The following is a 17,773-nucleotide window of genomic DNA, read 5'->3' as shown; positions in this document are numbered from 1 at the left end:
ACCCTGCCGGGCCACCGCGATCACGTCACGCCGGAACTCCTTGGGGAACGGCTTGGGCACGATGCTGATCCTTCCAGCGAGGCTGCAGCCTCACAGGTGAGGAGTCAACCGAACCCTGGGCAGTCCCGCATGGATGTAGTCGTAGCCGATGCCACGACCGCGCACCTTCTCGCTGCGGCCGTGCGCCCGCCAGCCACCGCCGTCAGGGATGCGCCCGAGCTTCTTCACGTCGAGGTGGATCAGCGCGCCGGGGTGGTCGTGTTCGTAGCGGTTGGCGCTGCGCCGGGTGGCGCGGATGACCTGACCGGTGACCGGGTCGCAGGCGGCCAGCCGTGGGGTCTGGTGGCGGGTGAGCACCCGCCCCACGGTCGAGGCCGGCAGGTTCAGGTGCGCGCCGATGGCCACCGGCCCGCGACGGGACAGCAACCGGCTGATCCGTATCCGGGTCTCGGTGCAGGCCGGGGTCCTGGCCGGGTGGCTGTGGGCGATGCTGGACCGGTCGACCAGCCCGACCCGGCCTTCGGCCAGCCAACGGCGCCACCACTTCGACGCCGTGGCCCGGGAAACGCCCATCTCTGCAGCGACATGCGCTGCTGGGCGACCGGATGCTATCCGCTCAACCATGGTCAACCGGCCAGCTGGAGTCAGCCGGGCATTAGCGTGAGACACGAGCGACCTCCGCGGTCGGGATGGATGCCGTCAGACAGCTCCACACCCGACCCGGAGGTCGCTCCTACGTCAACAACGGTCTTGGTCAGTACACCTAGCGCACGTGCGAGGGCACGAACGGCGGCTTGACGACCTCGACGGGCTGCGGCCTGCCGCGGACGTCGACGGCGAGCTCCGCGCCGACCTCGAGGCCGGCGCCGGAGTCGAGCAGCGCGAGGGCGATGCCTGTCTTCAGCGTCGGCGAGAACGTGCCGCTGGTGGTCTCGCCCACGCGCTCCCCCGCCGGGTCGAGCACCGCCATGCCCGCGCGCGGGATGCCGCGGCCGGTCGCCCGCAACCCCCACAGCAGTCGCCGCGGGCCGGCCTCGCGCTCGGCCAGCAGCGCCTCGCGCCCCCAGAAGGCCGGCTTCTTCCAGCCCACGGCCCAGCCCGACCGGGCCTGCACCGGCGTGATGTCGTGCGACAGCTCGTGGCCGTGCAGCGGGTAACCCATCTCGGTGCGCAGCGTGTCCCGTGCGCCGAGACCGCACGGCCGGATGCCGAGGTCCTGGCCCGCCTCCAGGAGCGCGTCCCACAGCGCGCCGGCCCGGTCGGCAGGGACGAGCAGCTCGTAGCCGTGCTCGCCGGTGTACCCGGTGCGGCAGACCGTGACCTCGGCACCACCGGCACCGGACCCTGTCACGAAGGACATGTACGAGAGCTCACCCGGCAGGCCCAGCAGCTCCAGCACCTGCAGGGACCGCGGTCCCTGCGCGGCGAGCACGGCGACGTCGGCGTGCCGGCTCTCCACGGCCACACCGGCGGGCGCCTCGGCGGCCAGCCGGCCGAGCACGTCGGCGGCGTTGGCGGCGTTGGGCACCAGCAGGACGTCGTCGGGCCCGTGCAGGTAGACGATGAGGTCGTCGAGCACTCCCCCGGCGCGCGGGTCGCCGTCGGGCAGGCAGCACAGCGTGTACTGCGCCTGGCCCGGGCCGATGCGGCCGAGGTCGTTGGTCAGGCAGGAGTCGACGAACGCCGCCGCACCCGGCCCGCGGACCGTGCCGGTGCCCAGGTGCGAGACGTCGAACAACCCGACGCCCTCCCGGACGGCGGTGTGCTCGGCGAGCACTCCGCCCCCGGCGTACTCGATCGGCATCGACCAGCCACCGAAGTCGGCGAGCTTGGCACCGGCGGTCACGTGCCGGTCGTGCAGGGGCGAGGTCAGCGGGCTCACCCCGTGCACGCTAGCCGGGTCGAACCAGGCGGAGCCGTGACGGCCCCGCCGCAGGGGCCCGGCGCGAGCGGAGCGAGGGCTGGGGGGCGGCGGGGTCCTTCGACTTCTACGATCGAGCCGTGCCGCCGACGATCACCGCCACCGACCAGCCCCTCGAGAAGCTCACCGGCGACGCCGTCGTCGTCGCGGTGGGCAAGGGCCCCGACGGACCACTGCCGACGCCCGGAGCCGAAGCGGTCGACCGACTGCTGGGCGGCCGGCTGTTCGCCGCGCTGGCCGATCTCGGCGCGCGGGGCGGTGAGGACGAGGTCACCCGGCTGGCGTCCTTCGGGCAGGGCCCGTTCCCGGTCGTCGCCGTCGCCGGTCTCGGGTCGCCCGACGCCGAGGGCGGCTACGCGCCGGAAGCGGTCCGGCGTGCCGCGGGTGCCGCCAGCCGCGCACTGACCGGCCGCCGGTCGGTGGTCAGCCTGCTGGCCGCCGTCGGAGGTGCGCCCGACGCCGAGCGGCTGCACGCCGTCGGCGAGGGCTCGCTGCTGGGCGCCTACGAGTTCACCGCCTACAAGTCCGACCTGCCCGCGAACCGGCCGCTGCCGCCCCAGCAGGTCACCGTCGTCGTCCCCGGCACCGGCGAGGCCGAGACCGCACTGCGCCGGGCCCGCGCCGTCGCCGACGCCGTCACCCTCGTGCGCGACCTGGTCAACACCCCGCCCAACGACCTCTACCCCGCCGAGTTCGCCGCCCGCGGTGCGGCGGCCGGCGAGAGGCTCGGGCTGACGTCGGAGATCCTGGACGAGGACGCGCTGGCCGCCGGTGGCTACGGCGGCATCCTCGCCGTCGGTTCGGGGTCCACCCGCAAGCCGCGGCTGCTGCGCCTGACCTACTCGGGCAAGGGCGCGCGCAAGAAGATCGCGCTGGTCGGCAAGGGCATCACGTTCGACAGCGGCGGCATCTCGATCAAGCCCGCCGCGAAGATGGAGGACATGAAGAGCGACATGGCCGGCGCCGCCGCCGTGATCGCCACCATCTGCCTGGTCGCCCAGCTCGGGCTGCCCGTCGAGGTCACCGCGACGGTGCCCATGGCCGAGAACCTGCCCAGCGGGACCGCCTACCGCCCGGCCGACGTCGTCACCTTCCGCAACGGCAAGAAGGCGGAGATCACCAACACCGACGCCGAGGGCCGCGTCGTGCTGGCCGACGCGATCGCGCGGGCGGCCGAGGACGGGCCGGACGCGCTGCTGGAGACCTCGACGCTGACCGGCGCCCAGATGGTGGCGCTCGGCGCCCGCACCTCCGGCGTCATGGGCAGCGACGACCTGCGCGACGCCGTCGTCGCGGCGTCGAAGCGCTCCGGTGAGTCCATGTGGGCGATGCCGCTGCCCCCGGAGCTGCGCAAGGGACTGGACTCCCCCGTCGCCGACTTCGTCAACGCCAACGCCGACCGGATGGGCGGCATGCTGGTCGGCGGCCACTTCCTCAAGGAGTTCGTGCCGGGCGACCTGCCGTGGGCGCACATCGACATCGCCGGCCCGAGCTTCAACACCGGCGGGCCGTGGGGCTACACGCCCAAGGGCGGCACCGGCGTCCCGGTGCGCACCCTGCTGGCGACGATCGAGGCCCTCATCGCCGACTAGGTGACGTGCTGGAACGGCCCCGGGCAGGGGCCCGCCGCGAGCTAGCGAGTGGTGGGGGGCCCGGGGTCCTTCGACTTCTGCCGCGACGACCAGTCGCGCATGCGTTGGGGGTAGCCGGTGACCTGCGCGTCGTACACCGGGATCGTCAGGTCGCGGGAGAGCTTGCGGGCGACGTCGGGCCCGTCGATGCGGCGCCGGGTCCACTCCCCGTCGGCGGCCACGAGCACGATCGTGGTCTCGGTGACCGTCGTCCGCGGCTCGACGTACCCCTCGACGCCGCGGCGCGAGGCGACGAACTGCTCGAGGTGCGCCAGGTCGGCCCGGTGCGAGCCGCGGTCGAGGGTCCCCCGCCGCCCGTCGTCCCCCGCCCGGCCGGGACGACGACCCCCCCGGCCACGCAACCGGTCGAACAGCCCCATGGCGTCTCTCCCCTCGTCCACCGCTCCCGTGATCATCGGCACGCTCGGGAAGGCAACGGCGCTCCCGGCCGGGTCGTTCCCGGAGTGGCAGGATGGACCCGAGGCCCCACCCGCTCGAGCGGGGCCAGACACCGCAGCAGAGGAGCAGCACACGTGAGCGCACCCACGTCCCCCGCCGACCTGGTCATCCTCGGCGGTGGCTCGGGTGGCTACGCCGCGGCGTTCCGGGCCTCCGAGCTCGGCCTGAACGTCGTCCTCATCGAGAAGGACAAGGTCGGCGGCACCTGCCTGCACCGCGGCTGCATCCCGACCAAGGCCCTGCTGCACGCCGGTGAGGTGGCCGACCTGGCCCGCGAGGGCGAGCAGTTCGGCGTGAAGACGTCGCTGGCCGGCATCGACATGGACGGCGTCAACAACTACAAGAACGGCGTCATCGCCAAGCTCTACAAGGGCCTGCAGGGCCTGGTGAAGGCCCGCAAGATCACCTACGTCGAGGGCGAGGGCCGCCTCACCTCCCCGACCACCGTCGAGGTGAACGGCCAGAGCTACGAGGGCAAGCACGTCCTGCTCGCCACCGGCTCCTACGCCCGCAGCCTGCCCGGCCTCGACGTCGACGGCACCAAGGTCATCACCAGCGACCACGCGCTCGACCTGGACCGCGTGCCCGCCTCGGCGATCATCCTGGGCGGCGGCGTCATCGGCTGCGAGTTCGCCAGCGCCTGGAAGTCCTTCGGCGTGGACGTCACGATCGTCGAGGCCCTCCCGCACCTGGTCCCGCTCGAGGACGAGTCCTCCTCCAAGCTGCTGGAGCGCGCGTTCCGCCGCCGGAAGATCGCCTTCGAGCTGGGCAGCCGTTTCTCCGGCGTCCAGCACACCGACAACGGCGTGAAGGTCTCGCTGGAGAACGGTAAGGAGATCGAGGCCGAGCTGCTGCTCGTCGCCGTCGGCCGCGGCCCGGTGAGCGAGGGTCTCGGGTACGAGGAGGCCGGCGTGCAGATGGACCGCGGGTACGTCCTCGTCGACGAGTACTGCCAGACCAGCGTCCCGACGATCTCCGCCGTGGGCGACCTGATCCCCACGCTCCAGCTGGCCCACGTCGGCTTCGGCGAGGGCATCCTCGTCGCCGAGCGCGTCGCCGGGCTGAACCCGACGCCGATCGACTACGCCGGCGTCCCGCGGATCACCTACTCCGACCCCGAGGTCGCCTCGGTCGGCCTCGGCGAGGCGCAGGCCAAGGAGCGGTACGGCGACGTCAAGGTCCTCACCTACGACCTCGCCGGCAACGGCCGCAGCCAGATCCTCAAGACCACCGGCGCGGTGAAGCTGATCCAGGCGCCCGACGGTCCCGTCGTCGGCATCCACATGGTCGGCAGCCGGGTCGGCGAGCTCATCGCCGAGGCCCAGCTCATCTACAACTGGGAGGCGGAGGCCGACGACGTCGCCGGCCTCATCCACCCGCACCCGACCCAGAGCGAGGCGCTGGGCGAGGCCCACCTCGCCCTCGCCGGCAAGCCGCTGCACGTCCACGGCTGACCCGCACACCCACCTGCCAGCGCCACCGAAGGAGTCCTGCCCCGATGCCGACGTCCGTCACCATGCCCGCCCTGGGCGAGAGCGTCACCGAGGGCACGGTCACCCGATGGCTCAAGCAGGAGGGTGAGCAGGTCGAGGTCGACGAGCCCCTCCTCGAGGTGTCGACCGACAAGGTCGACACCGAGATCCCCTCGCCCGCCGCAGGCGTGCTGACCAAGATCCTCGTCGCCGAGGACGAGACCGTCGACGTCGGCGCCGAGCTCGCCGTCATCGGTGGCGACGGCGACGGCGGTGGTGACGCGGCTCCGCCGGCGTCCGCCGAGGACAGCGAGACCCCGCAGACGCCCGACCAGCAGGTCGAGGACACCGACTCGGGCGACACCGACTCCGGCGACACCGACTCCGGCGACACCGACTCGGGCGACGCCGAGGAGCCGGCCGCGCAGCAGGAGGAGCCCCCGGCCGCACCCTCCGGCGGCTCCGGTGGCGGGGGCGGCGAGGGCACCCCGGTCACCATGCCGGCGCTCGGTGAGAGCGTCACCGAGGGCACGGTGACCCGCTGGCTGAAGGCCGTGGGCGACGAGGTCACCGCCGACGAGCCGCTGCTGGAGGTCTCGACCGACAAGGTCGACACCGAGATCCCGGCGCCGGTGAGCGGCACGCTGCTCGAGATCACCGTGAACGAGGACGAGACGGTCGACGTCGGTGCGCAGCTGGCCGTCATCGGTTCCGGGTCCGGTGGCGGCTCGGCCGCCCCCGCGCAGGAGGCGCCGCAGCAGGAGGCGCCGCAGCAGGAGGCCCCGAAGCAGGAGGCCGCCGAGGAGGAGCCCCAGGCCGCCCCGGAGGCGAAGCCGGCCGCGACCGCGACGGCGCAGCCCGGAGGCGACTACGGCGCGAGCGGGGCCCAGCCCGCGGCGTCCCCGACGTCCGCACCTCCGCCGCAGGTGGCGCCGCAGGCTCCGGCCGGTCAGCCCTCCTCCGGCGGCGACGGTGGCAGCAACTACGTGACCCCGCTGGTGCGCCGGCTGGCGGCCGAGCGCGGTGTGGACCTCGGCTCTGTGACCGGCAGCGGCGTCGGTGGCCGGATCCGCAAGCAGGACGTCCTCGCCGCGGCGGAGAAGGCGTCCGCGCCCGCCCCGACTGCTGCCCCTGCCGCGGTGTCCTCCTCGGGTGGCCAGCGGACCCCGTCGGCGGCCGCCACGCCGGACACCTCGCTGCGGGGCCGCACGGAGAAGATGTCGCGGCTCCGTACGGTCATCGCCAAGCGGATGGTCGAGTCGCTGCAGGTCAGCGCCCAGCTGACGACGGTCGTCGAGGTCGACGTCACCCGCATCGCGCAGCTGCGCAAGCAGGCGAAGGGCGACTTCGAGACCCGCGAGGGCGTCAAGCTGTCCTTCCTGCCGTTCTTCGCCAAGGCGGCCGTCGAGGCGCTCAAGGCGCACCCGTCGGTGAACTCCTCGATCGACCAGGAGGCGGGCACCGTCACCTACCACGACGCGGAGAACCTCGGCGTCGCGGTGGACACCGAGCGCGGTCTGCTGGTGCCGGTCATCCACGACGCCGGCGACCTGAGCCTGGGCGGGTTCGCCCGCAAGATCGCCGACCTCGCGGAGCGCACCCGCTCCAACAAGATCACGCCGGACGAGCTCGGTGGCGGCACCTTCACGCTGACCAACACCGGCAGCCGGGGCGCGCTGTTCGACACGCCGATCATCAACCAGCCGCAGGTCGCGATCCTCGGCGTGGGCTCGGTCGTCAAGCGCCCGGTGGTCATGGAGGACGACGAGCTCGGCGAGGTCATCGCCGTCCGGTCGATGGTCTACCTGGCGCTGACCTACGACCACCGGATCGTCGACGGCGCGGACGCCGCCCGGTTCCTCACCACCGTGAAGGAACGACTGGAGTCCGGCCAGTTCCACGGCGAGCTCGGTCTCGCCTGAGATAGGACCCCGTCCTCCTCACGCCTCGCACGCTCGGCGTGAGCCTCGGGACGGGGCCGGATCAGGGCCTCGGCTACCGAGCCGGGGCCCTGATCGTGTCCGGGGGGACCGAAGGAGGCAGCTCGTGAAGATCGCCGTGGCCGGAGCCTCCGGCCTCATCGGAGGTGCCCTGGTGCCCGCCCTGCGCGCCGACGGGCACGAGGTGCTGCAGTTGGTGCGCCGCACCCCGCGGACCGTCGACGAGCACCGCTGGGACCCCCAGCACCGCAGGATCGACCCCTCGGTGCTGCGCGACGTCGACGCGGTGATCAATCTCGCCGGCGCACCCATCCGGCCGCGCCCCTGGACCCGGAGCTACCGGCAGGAGCTGGTCACCAGCCGGCTGGACGCGACGGCCACGATCAGCCAGGCGCTCGCCGCCGCCGCGACCGCTGATCCCTCCCTGCCACGGGTGCTGCTCAACGCGTCCGGCATCGGCTACTACGGCGACACGGGCCCGGCGGAGATCCGCGAGGATGCTCCTCCCGGCTCCGACTTCCTGGCCCAGCTGTGCGTGCGGTGGGAAGGCGCCACCGTGGCGGCCGCCGACGCCGGCGTGCGGGTGGTGCTGCTCCGCACCGGCCTGGTGCTCGGCCCGGGAGCGATGCTGGTCACGGTACTCGGACTGGTGTTCCGGCTCGGACTGGGCGGCCGGCTGGGGTCGGGACAGCAGTACTGGCCGTGGATCAGCCTCGCCGACGAGATCGGCGCCATGCGCCACCTGCTGACCGCGGACGTGTCCGGACCGGTCAACCTGGCCGCGCCCGCGCCGGTGACCAACGCCGAGTTCACCCGCGTGCTCGGCCGGGTGCTGCACCGGCCCACGCCGCTGCCGGTGCCGTCGTTCGCAGTGTCGACGGGGCTCGGCGAGTTCGGCCGGGCCAGCGTCATCGGCGGGCAGCGGGCCGTTCCGGCGAAGCTGCTGGACTCCGGATACGACTTCGCCGACACCGACCTCGAGAGCACCCTCCGGAGCGCGCTGGGCCGGGACTGAGCGGCCGGCCTCACCCGGGGCGCTCGGCGCTCCCGATGCGCCAGCCCTCGGCGGTGCGCATCAGCACGACGCGCGCGGGCGTGGCCGCCCGGGCCGGTCCGGTGCGCAGGAGCGGTGCCTCCGGCTGGTCCGCGGCCACCACCTCGTAGGCCGCCCAGCCGTCGGTGAGCCGCAGTTCGGCCCGCTCGGCGGAGAGGGAGACCACGGCGACGTCCTCGACCGTGGGCGCGAAGCCGCGCAGCCGCTCCCCCGCCTCGGCGAGGGCACGCGCGTGCGCCTCGTCGGCGGACCGTTGCGGGCTGCCCTCGATCCACACGTCCCCGAGCAGGTCCGGCGACGCGGTCGCGAAGGCCTGTGCCCGGAGCCGGTAGAGGTCGGCGACGACGGCGGCCCACTCCTGGGCGGTGACCGGTTCGGGGGCGGGCACCGGCCGCGCGGGCTCGCCGCCCGGCGCCGGCTGGTCGACCGGGGCCGGCTGGTCGACCGGGGCCGGCTGGTCGAGCGGGGCCGGCGCCGGGGCGGTCGCCGCAGCGACCGTGGGTCCCGCGGTATCGCCGCTCCCCCAACGGACCGCGAGCCAGCCGGTGAGCGCGAGGACCGCGAGCACCGCCGTCGTCCCCGCCAGGACGCGGACCGGCACGGCCGGACGATGGTCGTCCAGCACCGCACGCCACCGCGCCAGTCGGCCGGCCGGTTCGACGACGAGCGGCGCCGGCCTCGGGCGCCGCCCCGGGACGACGTGGGTGAGCTCGGTGCACGGGTCCTCGCCGGTGCGCGCGGCGGCGCCGGGCGTGAGGGCCACCGGCTCGGGACGGCAGGCGTGCCGGAGGTCCAGGGCGAAGGCGGCGGCCGACCCCCGTTCGTGCGGATCCGCCGCGAGACCGCGGCCGATGACCTCCAGCAGGGCCGGCGGCGCCTCGGGCGCCAGCTCGGCCAGATCGGGCAGCCGGCCGTGCGCGGCGACGACAAGCGTGTCGGCCGGCGTCGCCGCGTTCCACGGCGCGATGCCGGTGAGCGCGTGGAAGGCTGCGGCCGCGACGCCGAACACGTCCGACGCCGGGCCCGGCGCACCACCGCGGGCCACCGCCGGGTCCACGTAGGCGGGGGTCACCTCGGCGGCGGCGGTCTCCCCGAGGATCCGGCCGACGCCGAGGTCGGTGAGCACGGGGCGGCCCTCGGCGGTGAAGACGATGTTGCCGGGCGAGAGGTCGCCGTGGACGACACCGTGCGCGTGCACGTGGGCGAGGGCCGCGGCGACCGGCGCGCAGACGGTCACCACCTCGCCGGCGCTCAGCCGCCCACGCGCGGCCAGCAGCGCGGCGAGGCTGCCGCCCTCGAGCAGGTCCAGGACGAGCGCCACCCGGGGCGCGCCGCCACGCCTGGGCTGGTGGACCACTTCGACGAGCCGCACCAGGTGCGGGTGGTCGAGCTCGCCGAGCAGCGCGGCCTCCCGCGCCTGCCGGGACGGTTCGCCCTCGACCAGCACCTTGATCGCCACCGGCGGGCCGCCGCGGCGGGGCACGGCCCGCCACACCTCCCCGGACCCACCCCGGCCCAGCGGCTCCTCCAGGACGTAGCCGGGGACGACGGGGGGCGCGGCGACCGGATCGGCTGCGGACATGACCGGGACCGTAGGCAGTTCGGGCGGGTCGCCGTTCCCGTCGTCCACAGGTGACCCGCCGACCCGCTGGCTACGTTGAGGCGGTGAGGATGCCTGCGCGCGCCGAGGTCGTGGTGGTCGGAGCCGGCCTGGCGGGGCTCTCCGCGGCCACCCGCCTGGCCGCCGCCGGGTGCGACGTCCACGTCGTCGAGGGCGCCGGGCACGCCGGTGGCCGGCTCGCCACCGAGCGGGTCGACGGCTTCCTCGTCGACCGCGGGTTCCAGGTGCTCAACACCGGCTACCCCCGGGTGGCCGACCTCGACGTGGACGCCCTCGGGATGGGCTGGTTCCTCACCGGCGCCCGGGTGTGGGTGGACGGCCGGGCCCATCGCGTCGTCGACCCGCGCAGCCGACCGACGGCCCTGCCGGCGACCGCGACGGCGCCGATCGGGTCGCTCCGGGAGAAGGCGGCGCTCGCGGCCTTCTCGGCGCGGGCCGGCTACCTGCCGGTGGAGCGGCTCCTCGCGGCGCCCGAGCGCGCGGCCGCCGAGGCGCTGCACCGGGCCGGTCTGGCCGGCACCCCGCTCGACCGGTTCCTCCGCCCGTTCCTCGCCGGGGTGCTGCTCGAGGACCGGCTGGAGACCTCCAGCCGCTACCTGGACCTGCTGTGGCGGAGCTTCGTCCGGGGACGCATCGGCCTCCCTGCCCGCGGCATGCAGTCGGTCGGCGAACAGCTGGCCGACCGGCTGCCCGCCGGCTCCGTGCACCTCGGCTGCCGCGTCACCGGCGTCGCCGGCGGCGCGGTCGAGACCGAGCTCGGACGCATCACGGCCGATGCCGTCGTGGTCGCCACCGATCCGACGACGGCCGCCGATCTGCTGCCCGGGCTGAGCGCGTCGGCACCACGCCAGGTCACCACCCACCTGCACGTGCTGCCGTCCTCGCCGTGGGACGAGCCGCTCCTGGTCCTCGGCCGCCCGGGAGGGGAGCTGGTGAACAGCGCCGTCCTCACCGACGCCCAGCCCCGCTACAGCCCCGACGGTCGCGCGCTGGTGGCGAGCTCCACGCTGGCCCCCACCCGCGAGGCCGACGTCCGCGAGGAGGTCGCCCGCGCGCACGGGGTCGCTCCCAGCGAGCTGGCCCACCTGACCAGCGTCACCGTCCCCCGCGCGCAGCCGGCCGCCGTGCCGCCGCTGGAGCTGCGCCGTCCCGTGGACCTCGGCAACGGGCTGTACGTCTGCGGCGACCACCGGGACACCCCGTCCATCCAGGGCGCCATGGCCAGTGGCGCCCGCACCGCCCAGGCGGTGCTTCGCCGGCTCCGTCCCGCGGGCGGGCCGACATCGCCCTGGCGCCGGCCCCCGATGTCGGACGGCGGGCCTAGGGTGGTCCCATGACCGAGCTGCAGGTGATCCGGGCGGGCGTCGTCCCCTACGAGCGGGCCTGGGAGATGCAGCGCGAGGTGCACGCGCGGCGGGTGACCGGCGAGGGGCCGGACACGCTGCTGCTGCTGGAGCACCCGTCGGTCTACACCGCCGGCAAGCGCACGGAGGTCCACGAGCGCCCGGCCGACGGCACCCCGGTGGTCGACGTCGACCGCGGCGGGAAGATCACCTGGCACGGCCCCGGCCAGCTCGTGGGGTACCCGATCGTCGCGCTGCCCGACCCGGTCGACGTCGTCGCGTACGTGCGGCGGCTCGAGGGCGCGCTCATCGACGTCTGCGCCGATCTCGGCGTGACCGCCGGACGGGTCGAGGGCCGCAGCGGCGTCTGGCTGCCCGCCGACGAGCCGGCCCGCGGCTCCCGCCCGGAGCGGAAGGTCGCCGCGATCGGCATCCGCGTCGCCCGCGGGGTGACCATGCACGGCTTCGCGCTGAACTGCGATCCCGACCTGGGTGCCTTCGGCTCGATCGTGCCCTGCGGCATCCCCGACGCCGGGGTCACGTCGCTCTCGGCCGAGTTGGGCCGCGACGTCCCGGTGGCCGAGGCGATCGACCCGGTGGAGACGGCGATGCGGGCCGTGCTGGCCGGCGTGCCCGCCACCGCCGGCTGACCACCGGGATCATCCGCGGGGTCTCGCGGCGAACGCGGCGTCGTCCCGACCGAGCTCGACCAGGCGGAGATCGGAAGGGGTCACCCGCCCGTTCTACCGCCGCCCACAACCGCTTTTCCGCGGAAAGGCAGCCCGCCTTTTCGCGGAAAAGCGGGTCAGCCCAGGACGAAGTTGACCAGCCGGCCGGGGACGGCGACGACGCGACGGATCGTCGCCCCTGCCAGGTAGCCGGCGATCTTCTCGTCGGCGCGGGCAGCAGCCTCCAGCGCAGCGGCATCCGCGTCGGCCGGCACGGTGACCTGCGAGCGCACCTTGCCGTTCACCTGGACGGCGACCTGCACGGTGTCCTCGACCAGCCAGCGCGGGTCGGCGGTCGGGAACGGGGCCCAGGCCACCGAGCCGTCGCCTCCCAGCCGTGACCACAGTTCCTCGGCCAGGTGCGGTGCCAGCGGTGCCACGAGCAGCACCAGCGGCTCGACCACCGACCGCGGCACCGGCGACTCCGCCCCGTACGCCTGGGTCAGGTGGTTGGTCAGCTCGGTGATCCGCGCGATGGCGATGTTGAAGCGCAGGGTGCCGTAGCCGTCGCGGACGCCGTCGATGGTCCTGTGCAGCGCCCGCAGGGTCTCCTCGGCCGGCTCGACGTCGTCGGCGGCACGCACGGCGCCGCTCCGCTCGTCGACCACGACCCGCCAGATGCGCTGCAGCAGCCGCTGCGAGCCGACCACGGCCTTGGTCTCCCACGGGCGCGACTGCTCCAGCGGGCCGGTGGACATCTCGTACACGCGGAAGGTGTCGGCCCCGTAGGCGCCGATCATCTCGTCCGGCGTGACCATGTTCTTGAGGCTCTTGCCGATCTTCCCGTACTCGCGGTCGACCGGCTTGCCCTCGTACAGGAACTGGCCGTCCTTCTCGACGACCTCGGCCGCGGGCACGTAGAAGCCGCGCTCGTCGGTGTAGGCGTAGGCGGAGATGTAGCCCTGGTTGACGAGCCGGCGGAACGGCTCCTCGCTGGAGACGTGGCCGAGGTCGTGCAGCACCTTGTGCCAGAAGCGGGCGTACAGCAGGTGCAGCACGGCGTGCTCGACGCCGCCGACGTACAGGTCCACGCCACCCGTGTCCTTCACCCCGGTGGAGTCCGCCGTCTCCCGAGGGCCCATCCAGTAGCGCTCCAGCTCCGGGTCGACCATGCGCTCGTCGTCGCCCGGGTCCAGGTAGCGCAGGTAGTACCAGCACGACCCCGCCCAGTTGGGCATGGTGTTGGTCTCGCGGCGGTACTTCTTCACGCCGTCGCCGAGGTCCAGCTCGACCGTCGTCCAGTCGGTGGCCCGCGACAGCGGCGGCTCGGGGGCGGAGTCGGCGTCGTCGTCGGCGAAGGTCTTCGGCGAGTAGTCGTCGACCTCGGGCAGCAGCACCGGCAGCATCGCGGTGGGGACGGCGACGGGGCGGTCGTCCTCGTCGTAGACGATCGGGAACGGCTCGCCCCAGTAGCGCTGCCGGCTGAACAGCCAGTCGCGCAGCTTGTAGGTGGTGGTCGCCTCGCCGGCCCCGTGCTCGACCAGCCACTCGGTGATCCGGGCGATGGCCGCGGCCTTGTCCAGGCCGTCGAGCGAGATCTCGTCGTTCGCCGAGTTGATCATCCGGCCGGGACCGGTGTACGCACCGCTGTCGGCGTCGAAGCCCTCGGGCCGCTCGACCGTGGGCACGATCTCGAGGCCGAACTTCTTCGCGAACTCCCAGTCGCGCTGGTCCTCGCCGGGGACCGCCATGATCGCGCCGGTGCCGTAGCCGGTCAGCACGTAGTCGGCGATGAACACCGGCAGCTCGCGGCCGTTCACCGGGTTGATCGCGGTGACGCCCAGCCAGACGCCGGTCTTCTCCCGGCCGGCGTCCTGGCGGTCCAGCTCCGAGCGGCGGGAGGCCTGCCGCTGGTACTCGCGCACGGCCTCGGACGGGGTGGCGGCGTCACCGGTCCAGCGCGGGTCGCTGCCGTCGGGCCACGCGTCCGGGGTCAGCGCACCCACCAGCGGGTGCTCGGGGGCCAGCACCATGTAGGTGGCGCCGAACAGGGTGTCCGGCCGGGTGGTGAAGACCTCGATGGTCTCCTCGCCGGCGGCGAAGGAGATGCGCGCGCCGGTCGAGCGGCCGATCCAGTTGCGCTGCATCTGCTTCAGCGAGTCCGACCAGTCCAGCCGGTCCAGGTCGGCCAGCAGGCGGTCGGCGTAGGCGGTGATCCGCATCATCCACTGCTTGAGCGGGCGCCGGAACACCGGGAAGTTGCCCCGCTCGGAGCGCCCGTCGGGCGTGACCTCCTCGTTCGAGAGCACCGTGCCCAGGCCCGGGCACCAGTTGACCGGTGCCTCGTTCAGGTAGGCCAGCCGGTGCCCGTCGACGACGGCCTTCTTCTCGCGGTCGTCCAGCTCCGCCCACGGCCGGCCCGACGGGTTGGTGCCGGCGGCCGGCTCGCGGGTGCCGGCGTCCAGCTCGGCGGTCAGCTCCTCGATCGGGCGGGCCTTGTCCGCGTCCTCGTCGAACCAGGAGCCGAAGATCTGCAGGAAGATCCACTGGGTCCACTTGTAGTAGCCCGGGTCGATCGTGGCGAAGGTGCGCCGTTGGTCGTGGTCGACGCCCAGCCGGCGCAGCTGCGCGCTGATCGCGGCGATGTTCGCCTCGGTCGTGATCCGCGGGTGCTGCCCCGTCTGCACGGCGAACTGCTCGGCCGGCAGGCCGAACGCGTCGTAGCCCATCGGGTGCAGGACGTTGTCGCCGTCCATCCGGCGGAAGCGGCTGGTGACGTCGGTGCCCAGGTAGCCCAGCGGGTGCCCGACGTGCAGTCCCGCGCCCGAGGGGTACGGGAACATGTCCATCGCGAAGAACTTCGGCCGGTCGGCGACCCGCTCGAAGCCGGCGCTCAGCCGCCCAGTGGGGTTGGGAGTGTGGAAGGTGCCGTCGGCCTCCCAGCGATCCTGCCAGGAGAGCTCGATCTGCTGCGCCAGCGCGGGCGTGTAGCGGTGCGGGGGCAGATCCTGTCCACCCACCCCACCACCCTTTGCGTGCTCGACGCTGGGCTGGTCGGCCGTCTGGCTCATCGTTCGTGCTCCCGGGGACTGGTACCGGCGGCGGACATCAAAAAACCCCTCACACAGGAGGGGTCGCCGTGCTGACAGTAGGTCTGGAGGTCAGCACGGCCTGGCAAGCAGGAGCCGCCTGGTCACGCGGGCGATGATACTCCGGCGCAAGCCGCGCACGTACCGACCAGTGGGGCCGGGCGAGCCCGGGAGCCGCTCTCCCCCTTCCGGGTCGGGCAGCGGTCTCCATCGTCGTGCCGGCGCCGCCGTGCGCCGATGGAAGATTGTGGAACAGGTTCGGTCGTTCGCAGGCGGTGCGCGCGAGCTCCGGCTGCCGCACGTGGCCGCCGCGCTCGTCGTGGCCTACGCCTGCACCGTCGTGGTGCGCCCGGACGGGCAGGCGTGGGACACCGTCCTCGACGGCGTGCTCCGCAACGCGGTCTGGGTCCCGGCCATCCTGGCGTGCCGGCAGGCCGCCGTGCGCGTGCCTCGGGAGCGGTCGGCCTGGCACGCGCTCACCGTCGTCCTGATCCTGAACACGGTCGTCAACGTGGGCCGGGTCCTGATCGGGCCGGACGCGCCCGCCTCGCCCCCGGTGCTCGTGCTGGACACCCTGGCGCTGGCCGCCTACCTGAGTCTGTGGGTCACGCTGATCGCGCTGGTGCGCGTCCGCGTCCCCCGGTTCCACCCGAGCATGTGGCTGGACGGTGTGATCACCGCGCTCGGGACCACGGCCCTGGGCGTGGCCTTCCTCCTCGGCCCCTACCTCTCAGGGCGGGCGGGTGCTCCCCCGCTCCCGCTCGTCCAGCTGGCCCTGCCCGCCACCGATCTGCTGCTCCTGGCGCTGCTGGTGGCCCTCGGCTCCATCCTCGGCCTGCGGCTGGACCGCACGGCCGTCCTGCTGACCGCGGCGCTCACCTGCGTGCTCGCGGGTGACGTGCTGCTCTTCGCGCACATGGTCCGCGGGGAGCAGGTCACCGGCGGCCCGGTCGAGCTGACGTGGCTGACCGGCATGGTCCTGGTCACCGTGGCCGCCCGGCTGGCGGCCCCGACCGCGGTCGGGCGCGATGACCGGCGGGCCAGCAGAGTCCGACTCGGCTGGCGGCTGCTCGCCCTGCCCCTCGCCGCGATCGTCGGCAGCCTCCTCGTCCTCGCGACCGGCTGGGCGACTGACCTCCCTGTCCTGGCCGCCTGGCTCGCCACCGCGACGGTGGTCGCCGCCCTCGTCCGGACCGCGATCACCTTCCACGAGGTGCGCTCCTTCGACGAGGTCCGGCAGGAAGCCAGGACCGACGAACTCACCGGCCTGCCCAACCGCCGGGCCCTGCTCGAGGCGGCCGACCGCGTGGTGGCGGCCGCGTCGGCACGACGCCCCGCCGCGTTGCTGCTGCTCGACCTGGACGGGTTCAAGGACGTGAACGACAGCCTGGGCCACACCGCCGGCGACGAGCTCCTGCGCGGGATCGGCGCCCGGCTGCTTCCCTCGCTGGCACCCGACGAGCTGCTCGCGCGGCTCGGCGGCGACGAGTTCGCCGTCCTCCTCCCCTCCGCCACGCTCGACGAGGCCTACGCCCGGGCCGAGCTGCTGCGCGCGCTCGTCCTCCGACCCTTCCCGATCGAGGACTTCTCCCTGCATGTCGGGGTGAGCATCGGTGTGGCCACCGCACCGATCCCCGCGGCGACCGTCTCCGAGCTGCTGCGCTGCGCCGACATCGCGATGTACGCGGCGAAGTCCGGCCGCAAGGGCGTGCACGTCTACGTGCCGGATCCCGACGGCGGCTCCGGCGACCGCCTGCGCACCATGGAGGAGCTGCGGACCGCCCTCGACGGCGACGAGCTCGCCGTCCACCTCCAGCCGCAGGTGGCGTTCCCGGACGGTCGGGTGGTGGGCGCGGAGGCCCTGGTGCGGTGGCACCACCCCGTCCGTGGCCTGCTCTCCCCCGCCGAGCTCCTGCCGGCGGCCGAGCAGGCCGGTCTGCTCCGGCTTCTCGCGGAGCGCGTGCTGGACCTGGCCCTGGACGCCGCCGCCCGTTGGTGGGAGCACCGACCCGTACCGGTGTCGGTCAACCTGTCGGCCGCCGACGTCACCGACCTGGAGCTGCCCGGCAAGGTCGCGGCCGCGCTCCGGCGCCACGGCTTGCCGGCGCACGCCCTCACCCTCGAGCTGGTCGAGGACACCCTGATGGCCGACCCAGACCGCGGACGGTCCGTGCTGGGCGAGCTGCGCCGCCTGGGCGTCCGGACGTCGATCGACGACTACGGCACCGGGTACAGCTCGCTGGCCTACCTGCGATACATGCCGGCCGACGAGCTCAAGCTCGACCGTAGCCTGACCGCCGACGTGGCCGAGGACCCGCGGGCGGCCGCGATCGTGGAGCACACGGTGGCGCTGGCCCATGCGCTCGGGTTGCGGCTGGTGGCCGAGGGCGTTGAGGACGACCGCACCGCCGGGGTGCTCGACGCCCTCGGCTGCGATGTCGCGCAGGGGTTCGGCATCGCCCGCCCGATGCCGGTGCCGGACTTCCTCGCCTGGCTCGCCGCGCCCCGCCCCGCGCCGGCGGGAGCGGCGTCACAGCGGGACCGGTGACCGCCCCGCCCGGCGGAGGCGCCGGGC

12 protein-coding genes are annotated in these 17,773 nt (G+C 74.1%); 7 read left to right on the top strand and 5 right to left on the bottom strand.

The window, feature by feature from the left end; translation table 11 throughout:
* Positions 1-90: 90 nt before the first annotated feature.
* Positions 91-669, bottom strand: coding sequence for a helix-turn-helix domain-containing protein (locus RM425_RS10355; RefSeq protein WP_311345108.1), 579 nt, complete (start codon positions 667-669; stop codon positions 91-93).
* A 94-nt stretch (positions 670-763) separates the two neighbouring features.
* A complete protein-coding gene (gcvT, locus tag RM425_RS10350) occupies positions 764-1,882 on the bottom strand; it encodes a glycine cleavage system aminomethyltransferase GcvT (protein WP_311345107.1) in 1,119 nt (372 codons plus the stop codon).
* Between the two features lie 119 nt (positions 1,883-2,001).
* On the opposite strand from gcvT, the gene RM425_RS10345 reads away from it, so the two are divergent.
* The gene (locus RM425_RS10345; RefSeq protein WP_311345106.1) at positions 2,002-3,513 is read left to right on the top strand and encodes a leucyl aminopeptidase; all 1,512 of its coding nucleotides are present in this window, start codon (positions 2,002-2,004) and stop codon (positions 3,511-3,513) included.
* 41 nt (positions 3,514-3,554) lie between these two features.
* Here the strand turns inward: RM425_RS10345 and RM425_RS10340 are convergent, their stop codons facing one another.
* Positions 3,555-3,968, bottom strand: a complete 414-nt coding sequence (locus RM425_RS10340; protein ID WP_311345117.1) for an oxidoreductase — start codon at positions 3,966-3,968, stop codon at positions 3,555-3,557.
* A gap of 117 nt (positions 3,969-4,085) precedes the next feature.
* Between RM425_RS10340 and lpdA the strand changes: the two genes are divergently transcribed.
* The 3 genes from lpdA to RM425_RS10325 all read left to right on the top strand — a co-directional run bounded on the left by lpdA (position 4,086) and on the right by RM425_RS10325 (position 8,438).
* Entirely contained in the window at positions 4,086-5,465 is a 1,380-nt protein-coding gene (gene lpdA / locus RM425_RS10335; protein WP_311345105.1) for a dihydrolipoyl dehydrogenase, read from the top strand.
* Between the two features lie 44 nt (positions 5,466-5,509).
* Positions 5,510-7,405 (top strand): 2-oxoglutarate dehydrogenase, E2 component, dihydrolipoamide succinyltransferase, encoded by a 1,896-nt coding sequence (gene sucB, locus RM425_RS10330; protein ID WP_311345104.1) that lies wholly within the window; start codon positions 5,510-5,512, stop codon positions 7,403-7,405.
* A gap of 124 nt (positions 7,406-7,529) precedes the next feature.
* Complete coding sequence (locus RM425_RS10325) at positions 7,530-8,438, top strand: TIGR01777 family oxidoreductase (RefSeq protein WP_311345103.1); 909 nt, start codon at positions 7,530-7,532, stop codon at positions 8,436-8,438.
* Between the two features lie 10 nt (positions 8,439-8,448).
* Here the strand turns inward: RM425_RS10325 and RM425_RS10320 are convergent, their stop codons facing one another.
* Complete coding sequence (locus RM425_RS10320; protein WP_311345102.1) at positions 8,449-10,059, bottom strand: serine/threonine-protein kinase; 1,611 nt, start codon at positions 10,057-10,059, stop codon at positions 8,449-8,451.
* Between the two features lie 89 nt (positions 10,060-10,148).
* On the opposite strand from RM425_RS10320, the gene RM425_RS10315 reads away from it, so the two are divergent.
* Both RM425_RS10315 and lipB read left to right on the top strand, forming a co-directional pair.
* Positions 10,149-11,435, top strand: a complete 1,287-nt coding sequence (locus RM425_RS10315) for an NAD(P)/FAD-dependent oxidoreductase (protein WP_311345116.1) — start codon at positions 10,149-10,151, stop codon at positions 11,433-11,435.
* The gene (gene lipB, locus RM425_RS10310) at positions 11,432-12,091 is read left to right on the top strand and encodes a lipoyl(octanoyl) transferase LipB (RefSeq protein ID WP_311345101.1); all 660 of its coding nucleotides are present in this window, start codon (positions 11,432-11,434) and stop codon (positions 12,089-12,091) included. Before RM425_RS10315 ends, lipB begins: the two co-directional genes overlap by 4 nt.
* Before the next feature lie 155 nt (positions 12,092-12,246).
* On the opposite strand, the gene leuS is transcribed toward lipB, so the two are convergent.
* Complete coding sequence (leuS, locus tag RM425_RS10305) at positions 12,247-15,180, bottom strand: leucine--tRNA ligase (RefSeq protein ID WP_311345100.1); 2,934 nt, start codon at positions 15,178-15,180, stop codon at positions 12,247-12,249.
* A 265-nt stretch (positions 15,181-15,445) separates the two neighbouring features.
* On the opposite strand from leuS, the gene RM425_RS10300 reads away from it, so the two are divergent.
* On the top strand, positions 15,446-17,746 hold the full coding sequence (locus tag RM425_RS10300) for a putative bifunctional diguanylate cyclase/phosphodiesterase (RefSeq protein ID WP_311345099.1): 2,301 nt from the start codon (positions 15,446-15,448) through the stop codon (positions 17,744-17,746).
* Positions 17,747-17,773: the final 27 nt, after the last annotated feature.

Origin of the sequence: Blastococcus goldschmidtiae (genome assembly GCF_031845325.1) — a bacterium.
GTDB classification, from domain to species: Bacteria; Actinomycetota; Actinomycetes; order Mycobacteriales; family Geodermatophilaceae; genus Blastococcus; species Blastococcus goldschmidtiae.
Note: the sequence above shows the minus strand (reverse complement) of the source record. Positions and strands in the feature narration are given on the sequence as shown.